Source organism: Candidatus Kaiserbacteria bacterium (assembly GCA_017134395.1).
Classification (GTDB): Bacteria; Patescibacteriota; Minisyncoccia; order Phycocordibacterales; family UBA2100; genus UBA2100.
On record CP070993.1, the window covers coordinates 103992 to 121850 of the forward strand.

18 protein-coding genes are annotated in these 17859 nt (G+C 42.5%); 15 read left to right on the forward strand and 3 right to left on the reverse strand.

The genetic code is table 11. The features are described from left to right. Positions 1-82 precede the first annotated feature (82 nt). Positions 83-1978, reverse strand: a complete 1896-nt coding sequence (locus JXR01_00535; protein QSH39487.1) for a hypothetical protein — start codon at positions 1976-1978, stop codon at positions 83-85. A gap of 80 nt (positions 1979-2058) precedes the next feature. Here JXR01_00535 and JXR01_00540 point away from each other — a divergent pair, with 80 nt between their 5' ends. Next, positions 2059-3573 carry a UDP-N-acetylglucosamine 1-carboxyvinyltransferase gene (locus tag JXR01_00540; GenBank protein ID QSH39488.1) on the forward strand — a complete coding sequence of 505 codons (1515 nt, stop codon included), beginning with the start codon at positions 2059-2061 and terminating at the stop codon, positions 3571-3573. A gap of 9 nt (positions 3574-3582) precedes the next feature. Here the strand turns inward: JXR01_00540 and JXR01_00545 are convergent, their stop codons facing one another. Both JXR01_00545 and JXR01_00550 read right to left on the reverse strand, forming a co-directional pair. Further along, positions 3583-4338 carry a hypothetical protein gene (locus JXR01_00545; GenBank protein QSH39489.1) on the reverse strand — a complete coding sequence of 252 codons (756 nt, stop codon included), beginning with the start codon at positions 4336-4338 and terminating at the stop codon, positions 3583-3585. A 69-nt stretch (positions 4339-4407) separates the two neighbouring features. Further along, the gene (locus tag JXR01_00550; GenBank protein QSH39490.1) at positions 4408-4686 is read right to left on the reverse strand and encodes a hypothetical protein; all 279 of its coding nucleotides are present in this window, start codon (positions 4684-4686) and stop codon (positions 4408-4410) included. Positions 4687-4792: 106 nt separating this feature from the next. Between JXR01_00550 and JXR01_00555 the strand changes: the two genes are divergently transcribed. The 14 genes from JXR01_00555 (at position 4793) to JXR01_00620 (ending at position 17851) form a co-directional block, all read left to right on the forward strand. Next, complete coding sequence (locus JXR01_00555) at positions 4793-5809, forward strand: rod shape-determining protein (GenBank protein ID QSH39491.1); 1017 nt, start codon at positions 4793-4795, stop codon at positions 5807-5809. 32 nt (positions 5810-5841) lie between these two features. Continuing rightward, positions 5842-6492, forward strand: coding sequence for a hypothetical protein (locus JXR01_00560; protein QSH39492.1), 651 nt, complete (start codon positions 5842-5844; stop codon positions 6490-6492). 27 nt (positions 6493-6519) lie between these two features. Beyond that, positions 6520-7068 carry a ribosome recycling factor gene (frr, locus tag JXR01_00565; GenBank protein ID QSH39493.1) on the forward strand — a complete coding sequence of 183 codons (549 nt, stop codon included), beginning with the start codon at positions 6520-6522 and terminating at the stop codon, positions 7066-7068. Between the two features lie 3 nt (positions 7069-7071). Continuing rightward, on the forward strand, positions 7072-8181 hold the full coding sequence (gene rseP, locus JXR01_00570; protein QSH39494.1) for an RIP metalloprotease RseP: 1110 nt from the start codon (positions 7072-7074) through the stop codon (positions 8179-8181). A 63-nt stretch (positions 8182-8244) separates the two neighbouring features. Beyond that, the gene (locus JXR01_00575; GenBank protein QSH39495.1) at positions 8245-8463 is read left to right on the forward strand and encodes a hypothetical protein; all 219 of its coding nucleotides are present in this window, start codon (positions 8245-8247) and stop codon (positions 8461-8463) included. Positions 8464-8595: 132 nt separating this feature from the next. After that, positions 8596-9852 carry a prolyl-tRNA synthetase gene (locus JXR01_00580; GenBank protein QSH39496.1) on the forward strand — a complete coding sequence of 419 codons (1257 nt, stop codon included), beginning with the start codon at positions 8596-8598 and terminating at the stop codon, positions 9850-9852. A gap of 9 nt (positions 9853-9861) precedes the next feature. Beyond that, on the forward strand, positions 9862-10944 hold the full coding sequence (locus tag JXR01_00585) for a rod shape-determining protein (GenBank protein QSH39497.1): 1083 nt from the start codon (positions 9862-9864) through the stop codon (positions 10942-10944). Next, entirely contained in the window at positions 10922-11725 is an 804-nt protein-coding gene (locus JXR01_00590) for a rod shape-determining protein MreC (protein ID QSH39498.1), read from the forward strand. The genes JXR01_00585 and JXR01_00590 overlap by 23 nt, the downstream gene beginning before the upstream one ends. 280 nt (positions 11726-12005) lie before the next feature. Continuing rightward, positions 12006-13745, forward strand: coding sequence for a hypothetical protein (locus JXR01_00595; GenBank protein ID QSH39499.1), 1740 nt, complete (start codon positions 12006-12008; stop codon positions 13743-13745). 41 nt (positions 13746-13786) lie between these two features. After that, the gene (gene greA / locus JXR01_00600; GenBank protein ID QSH39500.1) at positions 13787-14260 is read left to right on the forward strand and encodes a transcription elongation factor GreA; all 474 of its coding nucleotides are present in this window, start codon (positions 13787-13789) and stop codon (positions 14258-14260) included. A gap of 57 nt (positions 14261-14317) precedes the next feature. Then, positions 14318-15886, forward strand: a complete 1569-nt coding sequence (lysS, locus tag JXR01_00605; GenBank protein QSH39501.1) for a lysine--tRNA ligase — start codon at positions 14318-14320, stop codon at positions 15884-15886. 154 nt (positions 15887-16040) lie between these two features. Further along, positions 16041-16475 (forward strand): division/cell wall cluster transcriptional repressor MraZ, encoded by a 435-nt coding sequence (mraZ, locus tag JXR01_00610; protein ID QSH39502.1) that lies wholly within the window; start codon positions 16041-16043, stop codon positions 16473-16475. Positions 16476-16578: 103 nt separating this feature from the next. Beyond that, positions 16579-17532: a 16S rRNA (cytosine(1402)-N(4))-methyltransferase RsmH gene (rsmH, locus tag JXR01_00615; protein ID QSH39503.1), complete on the forward strand. Its 954-nt coding sequence runs from the start codon at positions 16579-16581 to the stop codon at positions 17530-17532. Then, positions 17513-17851, forward strand: a complete 339-nt coding sequence (locus JXR01_00620) for a hypothetical protein (GenBank protein ID QSH39504.1) — start codon at positions 17513-17515, stop codon at positions 17849-17851. The genes rsmH and JXR01_00620 overlap by 20 nt, the downstream gene beginning before the upstream one ends. Positions 17852-17859: the final 8 nt, after the last annotated feature.

Here is a 17859-nt window from a genome sequence, read left to right on the forward strand (position 1 = left end):
ACAAGAATACTTCCATTATTTCTAAATACTGCGTATTAAGAAAAATTGGTCGCTCGGTCAATTGAGGCGTTTAGAAACAAACTCAGAGCGTCCTTTCTGGGTCAACGTCAACACTTCCAGTAGATGGGAGCGCTTTGAGGATGGATGTAAGTTTCGTGTCTGGCCACGAGCTGGTTTTTGTACGAATAAGTGCGTGAAGTTCGAGATTTGGTCCGCGAGGTATAAACCCTGCAAACACACGTGGTTTGTATTCTTGTGTCAGTTCAATAAATTTCTGCATATTTCCAATAACAAGAGCCCTGGTTCCATTGAAAGTCACTTTTATCAAATGAGTATACGGCGGATAGTGCATTTTTTTGCGTAGTATAAGTTCATCTCGAGCATATTCTGAGAGTGAGCCAGTTTTTGCATGTTTGAGCATTGCATTGTTGGGTGAACTGGTCTCAATATATACGTGTTTCTGCGACCGTTCTTTTAATGTTGTAATGATTGCAAAAATTCTTTCCTCGATGCGAAAGTCAGGAATACACAAAAGGGAATCTATTGAGCTCATGATGCTACAAGAAACTTCTTGTGTAATGTAGGGAAGCGTCATTTCGGTACCAATAAGAATTGCACCTTCTGTCTCATAAAATGAATCGGTTATTTTTTTAGCCTTCGCTGGAGTTTTTGCCGTATCACTATTGAGTACAAAAAGTGGAGCCTCTGGGATATGCAGACGAATATATTCTTCTATACGTTCGATACCTATTCCTAATGGAACAAGATCCCAGCTATTGCATTGCATGCATGTTTCGTGTGCGTCTCGTGAGGTACCGCATCTATGACACAGAAGTTCACGCGATTCGCCGCGTTTATGTAGCACAACGGGTGACTTGCAGTGCATACAGGTTACCGTTGTGTTGCAGTCGTTACATACTGTGTGAGAGGCGATACCTCGACGTGCCGCAAACACAAAAGAGTGCTCTTTACGTGAGTTACATTCTTTCAGTGCATCGATAGATTCATTCGTAAGTATTGGGAACTCTTTCTTTTTTTCTTTTGCGAATGTGCGTGCAGCTTTTGCGTCGATAATATGTGTTTTGCTACTCGTTCGTAGTTTTAAGGTATGTTCTTCAAGTTCGCGTACGAACCCACTCTCCATCTCTTTGTGCACTTTTAAACTGACTGTCGTTCCAGCATAGACGAGTGCACTACGCATTTCTTGTGCAAGATATTCTATGAGAATACGTGCATCAGCTCGCGGGCGGGCCTGTTGTTTGTAAGCAGACGACATTTCGTTCTCTAAAATAAACATCGAAATATCGTCTCGTGGAATGCTTGCAAACACTGGTGTTGCAATGATGAGTACCGGATGTGTTTCATCCAGAATTGCATCCCACGTTTCTTTTTGTTTCTTTGGGGACTGAGAACTCTCAAGAAGGAACGCATATTTTTCTATGCCCTTACTGTATTCTTCATAGAGTACACGAGCCTCGCGAACAGTAGGAACGCACAGAAAGAGGGAGCCATCTTGTGCAAAGTTACTGCGAATTATTGTTTTATATTTTTCTATTCGGTCTTTACGGCTGAGTTGTAACATTAGTTTCTCGAAACCCGTGCCCACATTGTTATTTGTTTTTCTCTTCGTAGCATTACCTTCTTCTGCATCTTTAAGAATTGCTGCAGGCACATAGCTTTGTATAACTATACCGACGGAAGTTGCATAGTATTCTGCTGTTGTGTGTGCGGCGCGAACAAATTCAGACGAAAATACATGAAGTTCTTTTTGCTTTCGAATCTTTCGTGTTTCGTATAGATTTGTTTTGAGGAGTGCCTTAATGGCCCGAGCATCTTCTACTTTATGTACAAGCGCAGGAATCTCTTTCTTTCTTAGTGGTACATGTATAACACTGCCGACAGTGAAATCTTGTGGCGAGAAGTACGAAAGTTGTTCGAGACCTCCTTTTGCGATGGGTGTGACGTGTACTATGAACATAGTGCAAATAGCATACCATAGGGGATATAATACTTGCGTTATACCATATATGATATACCATAACCGCATTAGGATTTGACATGGCATCAGACTCTCATAAGAAAATCGGACTCTTCATAAAGGAGCTTCGCCGCAAGCGAGGGCTCACGCAAAAGGCTTTTTCTGAAGCACTTGGCACTTCGCAGTCAGCTGTAGCTCGCATGGAAAAAGGGGAACAAAACCTTTCGTCTGCACAGTTGTTTAAAATAAGTGACGTACTTCATCACCAAGTTGTCGGTATTAAAGAGAGTGTTGATTTCCAGATTGAAGGCGGAAAGAAACTACACGGTACTGCTGTTACGAATACTTCAAAAAATGGCGCGCTGGCACTTATGTGCACAGCGCTTTTAAACAATGCACCAACTACTATTCATGGTATACCACGAATTGAGGAAATCTATCGAATGATAGAGGTGTTTAAAAGCATTGGAGTACAGCTCGAGTCTGTAGATAGAACATCACTCAAAATAACTCCACCAAAAAACTTTAAACTTTCGAGCATTGATAAAGCGTCAGCAAAGAAGATGCGCTCAGTGCTTATGCTTATCGGTCCAATGCTTCACAACAAGACTGAATTTACACTACCGCATGCCGGAGGTTGTAACATGGGTGACCGAACGATTGCGGCGCACCGTCATGCGCTCGAGGCACTTGGGCTAAAAGTTCGAACGTACGAGAACCACTACGCGTTTTCTCAAAAGAAACTAAAGCCTGCTGAAATTATTATGTATGAGGCAAGTGATACTGCTGCAATAAACGCATTGATGACTGCAGCACTTATTCCGGGCAAGACGGTTATTAAATACGCGCCACCAAACTATCAAGTGCAAGACGTATGCTTTTTGCTGAGACAATTTGGCGTACGTATTGATGGGGTTGGCACTACAACCTTGACCGTATACGGAGTAGAAGAAATAAATAAAGAAATTACACACTACAACAGTGAAGACCCAATAGAGTCCATGATGTTTATCAGTGCAGCAGCAGTAACTAACTCGGAGCTTACCGTAAAGCGATGTCCAATAGATTTTCTTGAGGTAGAGCTTTTGAAACTTTCGTACATGGGTCTTAAGTTTGAGAAGAGTGATATGTACTTTGCGAAGAATGGAAAGACAAAATTGGTGGATATAACAATCTACCCCTCAGAACTAAAAGCGTCTGCTTTAAAAATTCATCCGTTACCGTATCCTGGTTTAAACATCGATAACTTGCCATTTTTCGTACCTATTGCTACTCAAGCAAAAGGCACAACACTTATACATGATTGGGCATGGGAGGGACGTGCGATTTACTTCACTGAATTAAATCGCCTTGGAGCTGATGTAAAACTGGCTGATCCACACCGTGTGTTTGTAACAGGAAAAACTGAGCTTAAAAGTGCGCAAGTGGTATGTCCTCCAGCACTGCGTCCTGCAGTTGTAGTGCTTATTGCAATGCTTGCAGCTGAAGGTACGTCACTACTGAGAAATGTGTACTCAATAGAAAGAGGGTACGAGCGAATTGCTGAACGGCTTTCAGATATTGGTGCTCACATTGAAGTGGTCAGCGAGCTGTAGTCAAAAGAGTTAAATGGATACTGAGAAGTATTGTCCTGCTTCTTCAATAAATAGTTTATTTGAACGAATTGGATCAGCTGCTGCTTTAGGTGAGCCTCCTGAGTAGATTGGCTGGAAATTTTGAAGGCTACTTGCGCGTAAGTCGAGAGCAAAAACATTTGTCTGTGTTGCGACGATTATCGCATCATTCCTATCTCCATACCACAATACGTTTCGTATGGGCGAAGTCGACGAAAATACTGTACGAACAATATCACCATCTTGAGTGAGGATGTTTGATCCTTCAACCCACACAAGAATGCCCGTTCGATTAAGTGGCTGGATACGAGTTGGTTCACGGTATTGTGCAATTTCTTGTTCTGCACGAATGCGAACTGGGTCAGCAGCATTGCTGAGTACTTCGCCATCAGTTTCTTCTAATACCTGGAGTGGAGCAAGTGTCATTGTTGATCCTGCATCTATATCGAAATCGAGAATCCATGGCCATCTTTCAGGATGAGCAACAAGTACGTTGCGCATACCTGGTTTGATACCAAGGAACTCTCCAGAACCATTGTTTTGTATCCGCCCAACGCGGTGACTGTCAATAAAAACAGCGCTGTCTGGGACAGCATTTGTAATTTCAAGTACACCTCCTTTCACGAGGTACGGCCCAGAGAAGACATAGCCTGCTTGGCTAATAACACCAAAGGCAAGAACAATAACGGCTACAACTATGCCACCAGCGAATATGTATTTCTTTCGGGGGTCGTTTTTTATTTTCATATTTTCATTTAAGCAATTTTTTAGGCATTTGCAAAGGGATAGGGCGATCGCGTTGCGGTCGCCCTATATTTAGTGCAGATTCTTCTGAGCGGTTAGTCCCCACTCGCTTTTTCCAAAGATTTTGGACAACGTGAAGAGTGTCCCTGGAATCTTTGCAGACACCTGGAGACATCCGTCGCCACACTCTCGGTAAATCAACTCAACGTCCTCATCTGCTTGAGGAATTGTGCACGAGAGAGAGCCTAAAAGATCATTCTCCATATCTTCTATACATGCACGTGCATTTTCAGAAAGAGATACTGCATCTATCGGCAGCTCTGGATTTTTAGAGAATATGTTAAACATCATTTCCTCCTTTCGTCTGTTTCCACTATTGCATTCTCAATTCATCTTGGCAACCACATATTCACATATTTGTAAAAGTGTTGGAAACAAGTACAATCACGGTACTTCTATGAAATTCTCATTTACCCCAAAATTAGGTATCGATCTTGGAACGACCTACACACTCATTTATGTTCCTGGTAAGGGAGTTGTGCTGCGTGAGCCATCTGTAGTTGCTATTTCAGAGCAAGAAAATAAGATTCTTGCAGTAGGAGACGAAGCAAAAGAAATGGTAGGGCGTACTCCTGACGATATTGTTGCGTATCGACCAATGAAAGATGGTGTTATCGCAGACTATCGGGTCACCGAAGCCATGTTGCGCTATTACATGCGTAAAGCTACGAAGTGGTGGAGTATATTTCGACCTGACGTTATGATCTCTGTTCCTGCTGGAGTTACTTCAGCTGAACGCCGTGCAGTTATTGAAGCAGCAGTAAAAGCTGGCGCTAAAACCGCACAGGTTGTAAAAGAACCTATATTGGCCGCAATTGGTGCAGGTATTCCTATTCATGAAGCACAGGGACACATGATTGTAGACATTGGAGGAGGCACAACTGATGTTGCGGTGATTTCACTTGGTGGAATCGTGGCTTCAACATCAGTTAAGTGTGCTGGTAACCGGATAGATGAAGCTATTACCGCACACATAAAAAAAACATTTAACCTTGCGATTGGTGACAAAAGTGCAGAGGATGTCAAAACTCAGATAGGTTCAGCTATTCCACTGGAAGATGAGCTAACGATGACTGTTAAGGGGCGTGATTATCTAACAGGGCTTCCTCGTTCGGTTGAATTGAGTACGAACGAAGTGGTAAAGGCTATCGGGCGTGAACTACGCGAGATTGTAAAAGCCATTCGTGATGTCCTGCAAGACACTCCACCTGAATTAGCGGCAGATATCATTGATAACGGGATTACAATGTCGGGTGGTTCGAGTCAATTACGTAATTTGCCAGAGCTTGTATATCGTCGTACTGGAGTCAAGGCAACTCTCGCTGAAGATCCTTTGTACAGTGTGGCAAAAGGAACAGGAATTGCATTACAGCATTTAGATATATATAAGAAGGCGATTCTTTCTAAGAGATAAGAGGTAATCGGGGTGCAGTGTATAATAACTTCATGGATTTCTCGAAGATAATCGATATTGCTGATATGCACCACGCATATCTTCTTGAAGACACTGAAGAGATGTTTAATGAGCTCCAACATCATTTACGTACCATAAACGATACTTCTGAAGTATACGTTCGAGATTTTGAATCCCTCGGAATAGATGACAGCAGAGAACTTATTCATCTCGCAAATATGCGTTCAGTTGGTACGCAACTATTTATATTTAGAGCACGTTCGTGTACACGAGAAGCTCAGAATGCACTATTGAAACTCTTTGAAGAACCACCAGAGCGTACGCACTTTTTTCTCTGCGTTTCTAGTGCAAGTGATATTTTACCTACGCTACGTTCTAGGGTTTTTACTATTGAATCTGAAGCACAGGAAGAAAACAATAGCTCTTTAGGAAAGGATTTTCTTAAGGCGACTCTCGGTGAGCGCATCTCACTTCTTGAGCCGATAGTAAAAGAAAAGGATTTAAAAAGTGCAGAACTTCTTCTTAACGGTGTTGAGTATGAGCTGTATAAAAACAAAGCACATGTGTCGTATGGCGCAGCTTCGAAGCATGTTGTAGAAGTACGTAAAGTCATAAAAGACAAAGGAGCTTCGCTGAAAATACTTATGGAAAGTGTTGCATTGGTGACACCGCAACTTTCCTAATGGCTAAAGTGTTTGTATACTTGCAGTATGTACGATTTTAAAACAATAGAACAAAAGATAGTAGAAACAAAAGAATGGCTTCAAAAGGAATATCAGGGTCTTCGGACGGGACGGGCGACACCAACATTGCTCGACTCTGTGCAAATCGAAAGCTATGGATCTCGCATTCCACTTAGTCAAGCAGCCAACATTGGTGTTGAAGATGCGCGGACGCTTCGCATTACTCCTTGGGACGCTTCGCAAGTTAAGGAGATTGAAAAAGCAATTACCAATGCGAACTTTGGCGTTGGTATATCGACTGATGAGAAAGGGGTAAGGATTTCTTTTCCAGAATTAACTTCAGAACGGAGAGCCTCGCTTGTTAAGCTCGGTAAAGATAAACTTGAAGATGCTCGACAAAGCCTTCGTGTTGCACGAGAAGAAACCTGGAATGATATTCAGTCAAAAGAAAAAGATGGAGAGTTAAGTGAAGATGATAAGTTTCGCAATAAAGAAGAATTGCAAAAACGTATCGATGAAGCGAATGCATCACTTGAAGGGTTATTTAAAAAGAAGGAAACTGAAATTCAGCAATAAGATATGTCATTTATTCTGTTCGTTGCGATACTAGTTATCCTCATTGTTGTTCATGAGCTTGGTCACTTTTTGGTGGCGAAACTTTTTGGTATCCGAGTTGAAGAGTTTGGTATTGGGTACCCACCGCGTGCTTTCACTATTGGTACGTTTGGACACACCACCTACACAATAAACTGGCTACCATTTGGGGGATTTGTTCGTATATTCGGTGAGCGACATGATGAAGAATATACAGACACAGAGCGTAAACAGGCGTTTGTACACGCACCAAAAATAAAGCAGGCAGCAGTCCTATTTGCAGGTATTCTTTTTAACCTCGTATTTGCGTGGTTCTTGTTCACGCTCACTCTTTTTATGGGGGCACCAACTGCAATAGATGAATCAGAAGCAGCTGGGCTTGAAACACGTCTCATTGTAAGTTCTGTTGTTGCAGGCTCTCCTGCAGGACTAGCAGGTTTAGTTGCTGGGGATGAAATAGTTGCAATCGAAACACCTAAGGCTACCCTCGAAACACTCCTACCAAGTGAGGCTGCTACGTTTATCCAAGAGCGTGCTGGTAAGCAAATCGCACTTTCATATATACGTGATTCAGAAACTCAGAAGATAGAGAATGTAACAGTAACACCAGCACACGGTGTATTAAACGAAACACCAGGAACGCCTGCAGTGGGTATTTCTATGGCACTTGTAGCTGACAAATCACTTTCCTTTGGGGAAGCAATTGTTGGAGGATTTACCACTACTGTAGTGGCACTGAAGACAGTTACTCTTGGCTTAGGCGCTTTTATTGTTTCAGCTGTAACGGGGAATGCTGACTGGGCTCAAATTGCTGGCCCGGTAGGTATCGCTGGATTAATTGGCGATGCTTCTTCTGTTGGAATCGTATACTTGTTGTACTTCACTGCATTCATCTCGGTGAACCTTGCCGTTATAAACTTACTTCCATTACCAGCGCTCGATGGCGGACGTTTGTTATTTGTACTTATCGAATCAATAACGCGGCGCCCTATAAATGAGAAAATAGGAACTGTTTTTAACGTTCTTGGATTCACTTTATTAATCCTTTTAATGGTAGTTGTAACGTATCATGATGTTGCACGATTGGTTTCTTAATTGCACTGCAAGGGATTTGGATGCATTATGTGTGAAGGTATTATTGAATAATAAGGGAAAATTATGAAATCAATAGAGAAAAATGACTCGGTATCTATCGATCCAGAGAACGCTAATGAGGGAGATAGAGTGTCAATAATTAGGGTGGATAAGACTCGATTTGACGGTTTTGTTTTAAATAACACCGGAAGTACGCTAAAAATTGGACGCGATATGCACTCTCGTGGTTACGATGTCAACGAAATCAAATATGACGACATACTGATTGTTCAACGGTATTAACTATTATTGTAATTGTACAAACCTCAGACATTTGGTGTCTGGGGTTTTCTTATGGTTGTATAATTTCGTGCGTATTGATTCGCAAGGTGTAAACTTCATTTCAGTCATATTTTTTGGTAGTATTGCAACACTATGAATCACACACTTCGTCAGTCTCACCTTTTTACCAAGACGCGCAAAGAAGCGCCTGCAGACGAAGTATCACGAAATGCTCAATTACTTATTCGGGCAGGATACATCCATAAGGAAATGGCTGGCGTATACGCTTACCTACCTCTAGGTATTCGCGTTATCGAAAAAATAAAAGATATTGTACGCGAAGAGATGAATACCATTGATGGGCAGGAGCTTATAATGACCGCACTGCAGCGTAAAGAATTGTGGAGCAAGACCGACCGATGGAGCGATGAGAATGTCGATGTGTGGTTTAAATCTAAATTAGCTGCTGGTGGAGAAGTTGGATTTGGCTGGTCACACGAAGAACCTATCGCAGAGATGATGCGAAACTACGTTTCAAGCTTTCGCGACTTGCCAGTATATGTCTATCAGTTCCAAACAAAATTACGTAACGAATTAAGAGCCAAGAGCGGCATCATGCGAGGAAGGGAGTTTGTGATGAAGGACATGTATTCTTTCTCACTTGGTAAGGATGACCACGATGTGTTCTACGAGAATGCCACGCAAGCATATAAGCGTGTTTTTGATCGCGTTGGCGTTGGAGAAGATACATTTGTAACCTTTGCAGCAGGAGGTGCCTTTACTCAGTTCAGTCACGAATTTCAGACTATTACCGAAGCAGGTGAAGATGTTATTTACATAAATCGTGAGAAAAACATTGCCATCAATGAAGAAGTTTTGAACGATGAGACATTGGCTGATTTAGGAGTTACGAAAGACGAGCTCGAGAAAGTCTCAACTGCTGAAGTTGGAAACATATTTAACTTTAGTACTCAGAAAAGTGAGGAGCTTGGACTTACATTTAAAGATAGCGAAGGAAAGAACGTGCCAGTATGGATGGGTTCATATGGTATCGGGATTACACGCCTTATGGGTGTGTTGGTTGAAAAATTTGCTGACGCCAAGGGGTTAGTATGGCCTGAAGCCGTTGCGCCGTTTGGTCATCATTTAATTGTGCTCGACAATGGAAACGAAGAGGTTCGTGCAGATGCGGAGCGATTGTTTAATGAAATGAAAGTTCGCAACATGTCTGTGCTCTATGATGACCGGGACGCGCGAGCTGGAGAAAAATTCGCAGATGCTGACCTGATAGGGATTCCTAAAAGAATTATTGTGAGCGAAAAAACACTTGCTTCAGGTGAGTACGAACTAGTCACACGATCTACCGGTGTATCAACATTTATACACGAACAAGAACTTCTAAGCGACTAAGTTTACAGTATGGATCGCTTAAAAACATTGGTTAAAAGTATACGCGCTCGATTCTCGGGCCTTGTGTCTGATGATATCGGTATTGATCTTGGTACCGCTAACACTCTTGTCTATGTGAATGGAAGGGGAATTGTAATTAATGAACCTTCAATGGTAGCTCTTAACCAGAAAACTGGGCAGGTTGTTGCAGTTGGTGCAGATGCAAAGAAGATGCTTGGGAGAACGCCATCACATATTGTCGCAGTACAGCCGCTTATTGATGGAGTGATTTCTGACTTTGAAGTAACTGAAGAAATGCTTAGTTACCTCATCCGGAAAGCACAAGACGGAAAATCACGTCTGTTAGGCCCTCGTGTTGTTATCGGTGTACCTTCGGGGATTACATCTGTTGAGGTACGAGCAGTACAAGATGCGGCGCGTAACGCTGGTGCACGCCAAGTTTTTATTGTTGAAGAGCCTATGGCAGCAGCTATCGGCATCCGGCTTCCTGTTAAAGACCCTTCTGGTTCAATGGTTATTGATATTGGCGGAGGAACCACCGACATCGGTATCGTGTCTTTGGGTGGGTTAGTGAACGCAAAAAACGTACGGATTGCAGGAGACAAACTAAACGATGACATCATAAACTACATTCGAAGTGAGTTTAAAATACTTATTGGTGCAAAATCTGCAGAAGAATTAAAAATTGCAGTAGCTGCCGTATTGGAAGAAGACATACCACTTGAAGCAACCGTCCGCGGACGCGATCTTGTAACTGGACTACCACGAGAAATCACTATTACAGATGCTGATATACGAGAAGCTATAGCAAGTTCAGTAGATCAGTTGATAGATTCAGTTAAAGAAGTTCTTGAGACAGCGCCTCCTGAAGTAGTGTCAGATGTTATGAGAAGAGGGATTTATCTTGCAGGAGGAGGGGCACTTATTCGGGGTCTTGCTGAACTGCTGACTGAACATCTCGGGGTTGCAGTATATGTTTCGGACGATCCGCTTACTGCTGTTGTTCGTGGTACTGGGATGATACTCGAAGACATAGACGCGTATGAGGAAGCACTTATAACACAAAGCCATGAACTTTCACCTACAGAATAATCGGCATAACAGTGGCGCGAAAAAGAAAGTATTTGTTGCTTTTGTGTTTCTAGCTGTCGTATTGTTTGGAGTAGATTATGTAACAAAAGGGAGTGTTGCGAATGTAGCCCGTACACCGGTACAGGTGGTATCTAGTGCAAACACGATGATAGGCAGCGCAATTGTGTCTGTTCAGCAGGCATTTGCTCGAAAAACAACACTGCAAAGAGATCAGGATAGATTAAAAGAACGAATTGCCGAGCTAGAATTGTACGCACTCAACAATTTGGTACTTGTTGCTGAGAATGAAGAACTTCGAGCTCTATTGGGCGAGGAGGACACCGTACTACATACTGGAATACTCGCTAACGTTTTGTCTCGGGGTGGAATGTATCCATATGGAACACTTATTATTTCTCGGGGTGCTGATACACAGTATTCAGTCGGTAGCTTAGTTTTTGGCAAAGGAAATATACTTATTGGGAAAATAGAAGAAATTGGAAAAACAAATGCAACTGTTCGATTATTATCTGCACCAGCTGAGAGGACTACCGTTCTCGTTGGTTCTGGCGAACGGCTCACCGAACTAACGGTACAAGGTATTGGTAACGGAAATATGGTTGCAGAAGTTGCACGTGACGCAGATATTAGAAGTGGTGACCCAGTTGTGCTGGCAAGTAGAGAAACAGTGATTGTAGGAGATGTTCAAGATATTGAGACAAAATCGACGGATGCATTTCAACGTATTCGTGTTCGAACACCAATAAATCTGCATACCTTACGGTTTGTACGCGTACGTTAATATATGAAGTGCCTCCACGCATTTTTATCGGGAATCTTCATCTCAGGAGTCATTGGTGGATTGTGGTGGCTGATACTTGCGGCTGGGTTTCTCACTATTCTTGTTCAAAGATCGTACTTCATTCTCGCCATTGGTGTAATTTTAGACTTATGGTTTGCGCACAATGGCATTCCCGGTTTTTACACAGGATTCTTTTTAATAACAACTATTTTAGTTGAGTACTTTCGTGAACATTTGTTTTGGACTTCGTAATTCCAAGAAAATAGTTTAATCTAACTATATGTTTGGGCTGAAACGAAAAAATTCTTCTAGAATAAAATATTCGAATATTGATCCTGATGAAGTTCTTTTAGATGCATTTAATCTTCCCTCATTTGATACGAACCAATTTGAGGGAAGAGTTGAGAGGTCAATACAAAGAAATATACCATTGTTTGTTGGAGGCTTTGCAGCATTTATTTTTCTTATATTCTTATTTCAGGCGTGGAATTTACAAATTGCACGAGGTGAAGCAATAGCTCTTTTATCTCAACAAAACCGCTTAGACCATGAAGTGCTGTTTGCAGAGCGTGGAGTCATTTTTGATAGACTTGGACGTGAGCTGGTATGGAACACACTTCCTGAGTTTATAGAGGGTACAGAAACGCACGATACGTTTTCTTTACGCGCATACACACAACAGGAAGGGTTCGCACATATTCTGGGGTTCGTAGGATATCCTGAGAAGGACTCTAGTGGGTTTTGGTGGCGTACAGACTATGTGGGTAAGGCTGGGGTAGAAAGCAGTCTCAACGAGACTTTGGAGGGCGAAAATGGAGTTCGTATCATAGAAGTAGATGCTCTAAACAACATCCAATCTCAAAATATCATACGACCGCCAGTTGATGGTCAGAATGTTATTCTTAGTATCGATAAAGATGTCCAAGAAGCTCTATACAACGCAATAAAGAAAGGTGCACAACGTGCCGGATTTGTTGGTGCTTCGAGTGTGGTCTTAGACGTACAAACTGGTGAAGTTATCGCCATTACCAGCTATCCAGAATACTCGCCACAGGTAATGACAGACGGAGTTCCTGAAGAGGCTATACAATCATACACAAGTGACGGAGGGCAGCCGTTTTTAAATCGCGCAATAACAGGTGAGTACACACCCGGCTCGATAGTGAAGCCATACATAGCAGCAGCAGCACTTTCTGAAGGGATTGTTACTGCTAACACGTCATTTTTATCAACGGGAGAAATTCGTATACCGAACCCCTATTCTCCAGATAATGATTCAATTTTTCGTGATTGGAAGGCTCACGGGTGGGTGAATGCCATTGAAGCGTTGGCTGTTTCGTCGAACGTGTATTTCTATACGGTTGGCGGCGGTTACGAAGGACAAGAGGGTCTGGGTATCGAAAAACTTGCAGCATACGCAACACGGTTTGGTCTAGGGCAGCCTACGGGCATAGATTTTGGTTCTGAAGCAATAGGTGTTGTACCAACACCTATGTGGAAAGAAGAAGTATTCGGGAGTGATAATCCATGGCGTTTGGGAAATACATTTCATACTTCAATTGGACAATTCGGTTTTCTCGTAACACCGATACAAGCTGTTCGCTACATAGCAGCTGTTGCCAATGGAGGTGAGCTCTTAGTACCGCATGTCACAAAAGACACTACTACCGTACAAAGGTCTGTCGGCATAGAAGATACCTATCTTGAGATTGTACGGACTGGAATGCGTAAGGGTGCAGAGTCGGGAACTTCTGTAGCCGTGAACGTTCCCGGTATTCGCATTGCTGGCAAAACAGGAACTGCGCAACTTGGTGTAAAGAATGAATCTATGAATTCTTGGGTCGTTGGTTTTTGGCCGGCTGACAATCCACGTTTTGCGTTTGCAACGGTATTAGAAAAAGCGCCGGCTGGAACTCTGCAAGGTGCGGCTCCTGCGATGCGCAGTTTCTTTGAGTGGTTAGTGAATGAGCAACCAGAATACACAAATGGAGAATACCCAATCAATGAAACAAAAGACTAGCCCTTCCGTTTTTTAATCTGCTCCAGTATACTAACGCCACTATGAATCAGGAAAACGATCAATACCTAACACAAGAAAAGTTTGAAGAGTTTACAAAAGAGCTCGATCACTTGCGTTCAACACGTCGGCGAGAAATTGCGGAACAGCTAGAATACGCACGTTCTCTTGGAGACTTATCAGAGAATGCTGAGTACCAAGAAGCACGGGAATTACAAGGTGCAACTGAAGGTAGAATTAAACAGTTAGAATCTATACTGACAACAGCTCAGGTGCTAGATAAATCAACGAAGAGCAACGAGATACATATTGGATCAAAAGTGACGATTGTTAAGGTTGGTGAAAAAGATGAAAGGGAGTACGAAATTGTTGGATCAGTCGAGGCAAATATGCGAGAACGCAAAATATCGCACATGTCACCACTTGGGATGGCGATGGTTGGAAAGAAGAAAGGCGACTCGTTTGACTTAGAAACACCCAACGGTATTGCTAAGTACAAAATCATTAAGATTTCCTAGTACTTTTAACTAGTTTTAGTTTGAGAAGTTCTACGTTTTATGTAGAATCAATTACATATGTTTTGGGCCGATAAAATAGCAGAAGAAATTAGCGAACAGCTGAAGAATAAAATCGCCAGTGGTGAGACTCTTACCATGCGAGATGAAAAAACCTCAAGTGGGCGAGTTCATGTTGGTTCAATGCGTGGTGTTGCGATACATGGAATCGTAGCAGATGTACTTAAAGAGAAAGGTGTTTCTGTTGATTTCCACTACGAAATAAATGATTTTGACCCCATGGATGGACTTCCTGTGTATCTCGATAAGGAAGAATACGAGCAGTACATGGGTAAGCCGCTTTCTGAAATACCATCTCCTGATGGAAAGGCAAAAAATTTTGCAGAATACTACGCAGCTGAATACAAAGGGGTTATAGAGGACGCTGGATTCACTCCTCTTTTTTATCGTGCGAGTGAATTATATAAGTCAGGAAAAATGAACGAAGTGATTCGCACAGCACTAGAGCGTGCACCCGAGATAAGGGCAATCTATAAAAAGGTAAGTGGAGGAGAAAAGGCAGATGATTGGTTGCCACTTTCAGTTGTGTGCGAAGAATGTGGAAGGATTGGTACCACCAAAGCAATTTCGTTTGATGGAGACGAAGTTTCATATGAATGTCGTAATGATCTTGTTGAGTGGGCAAAAGGTTGTGGACACAATGGGAAAGTGAGTCCGTTTGACGGCAATGCGAAGCTTCCTTGGAAAGTCGAGTGGGCTGCAAAATTTAAGGTAATGGATGTTGATATTGAAGGTGGAGGAAAAGACCATTCAACCCGCGGAGGTGCGCGTGATGTCGCAAACGCTATCTCGCGTCAAGTTTTTGAGCACGTACCACCATTTGATATTCCGTATGAATTTTTCTTGGTTGGTGGAAAGAAGATGTCTAGTTCCAAAGGAGCTGGATCATCTGCGCGTGAAATTGCAGATTCACTACCGCGAAAAATCTTTCGCGTTGCGCTTATGGGAACACGTCCAATGCGTGCAATTAACTTTGAACCAGAAGGAACAACGATACCGACACTGTTTGATAGGTATGATGAAATCGCAGAGAAGTACTGGTCTGGCATAGAAGACGATGACACACGGTTTTATAAACTCGTGCATCTCAATGATGTCCCTGAGTCTTATTTCAGAATGCGTTTTTCAGAAGTGGCTTTTCTTAGCCAGATGCCACATATAGATATTTTCGCTGAGGCTGAAAAGCAAAAAGGGAGTGCTCTGAATGAGATTGAAAAAGGGGAGCTACACGAGCGCGTTGATTACGCGAGCGCTTGGTTAAAGCAACATGCTCCTGAACGCTACGTATTTGAACTACAGGAAAGCACTCCTGACATTGAGATTAGCGAACTTCAAAAGAAAGCTTTTAGCGAAATACTTACGTATGTAGAGAGTACTGCAGAAATAACCGGTGAAGACTTTCATCACCAGCTACACGAGATAAAACAAAGTGTAGGTATTGAACCCAAAGAACTTTTTTCCGGTCTTTACAGAATATTTTTAAATCGTGACTCGGGTCCGCAGGCAGGGTGGTTCCTCAGTGTCTTGCCGAGAGAGTTTCTTATACAGCGTTTTAAAGAAGTGATTTAGCTACTAAACATTATACGAAAAAACCCGGCTGCATGGCAGCCGGGTTTTTTCGTATGTGCGCAATGTGGATAAGTAGTTTCATAGAGTGGAACAAAGTGTAGTAATATGTGATGGAAGTGGGAAGGAGTGGGAAATAGGAAATTATATAAACTTTATGCTTCTCGGCGAATACACACATACACTCGACGATAAGAAACGGCTCATGTTGCCTAAGAAGTTTAAAGATACTCTCGGAAAGAAATTAGTAATAACTCGAGGGCTCGATAATTGTTTATTTGTTTACTCCGATAAGGAATGGGCCAGCATTGCAAAGCGTTTACGAGAACTCAGTTTTGCACAAGCTGACACCAGGGGATTCAACCGCTTCATGTTCTCCGGGGCTGCGGAGGTAACACTCGACAGCGCAGGAAGAATATTAGTTCCAGAGCATCTTAAAAAGTTTGCTGCACTCAAAACAAAAGTTGTTTTAGCTGGTGTATCAGACAGAGTCGAGATCTGGGACGAGAAACGATGGTCGCTGTACCAAGAAAAGATTGAGAAACAGGGAGATGCCATGGCAGAGAAGTTGGGCGAAATAGGGGTTTTATAGAGTCAGTACGAAATTTATAAATTAATTAAGTAAGACATACATACTCGAAGTTGTTTACATCGAGTTGCTGGAGGATTTTCCATAGTCATGCGCACTCAAAATTATGCAATCCTCCAGCGGCTCGACGTCGACAAACACAATCACCCGACACGTACCTGTTCTTTTACAAGAAGTACTCGAAGTACTTAACATACAAGAGGATGATGTAGTGCTTGATGCCACACTCGGTGGCGGAGGGCATGCAAAAGCGTTTGCGCAACATCTTGGGAAGTCTGGTCATTTGGTCGGCTTTGATGTTGATAGCGGTGCTTTGGCACGAGCACGAGAGCAACTCTCAGGTGTTGAGCCACAAGTTACGTTGATTCACGATAACTTCCGTAACGTTTCTGCGAAGTTAGCAGAATATGGAATTAAAGGAATTGACAAAGCCCTTTTCGATCTTGGGTGGAGTAGCGATCAATTAGAAGTTTCAGGTCGCGGCTTCAGTTTTGAGCGCGAAGAACCGCTTCAGATGACTTTGAGTGACTCGGTTACCGAAGAGACGCTTACTGCATTGGAAATTGTGAATACGTGGCAAGAAGAAAGTATTGCCGACATTCTCTATGGGTGGGGAGGTGAACGCTTTTCACGTCGCATTGCACGAGCAATCGTTGCAGCGAGAAAAGAATCACCAATAGAAACAACCTCACAGCTTGTTGAGATTGTTACCCGAGCAGTCCCAGCAGCACACCGTCGTGGAAAAAGAAATCCTGCGACAAAAACATTTCAAGCACTTCGAATAGCCGTGAATGATGAATTGGGAGCACTTAAAGACGCACTTCAAGCGCTTCCACACATTATTCATGAAGGGGCAGTGGTTGCATTTTTAACCTTCCACAGCCTTGAGGATAAATTAGTAAAGGAGACGTTCCGTACTTGGGCAAAAGAAGGTATCGGATCGATGGTTACAAAGAAACCAATTCCTCCAAGTGCATCCGAAGTTGGGCACAATCCGCGTTCACGTAGCGCAAAACTTCGAGCATTTACATTCACACACTATGCAAAAGATAATCAGTAAAAAACAAATACGAACAGTGGCAGCAGTTTTGTATGCTGTGGAGCAACGAGCAGTAACATTGTTACTCGCTGCGTTAGTAGTTCTTGCATTTTTATACGTATACTTTATCGGAAGCGCTGTTGTACATGTGGTGGAACGCAAAGAGGTACAGCATACAATTGCAAATGTTAGTTCACGCATTGCGACCTTAGAAGTAGATTATTTTGAGCAAAAAAGCACAATAACAGAAAATCTTGCTACAGAAATGAATTTCAAAGCTGTTGCACAAAAAGACTTTGTAGATAGGACACGATATCTTGGTCGTGCGAGTGTACAATAGAAGAGTAC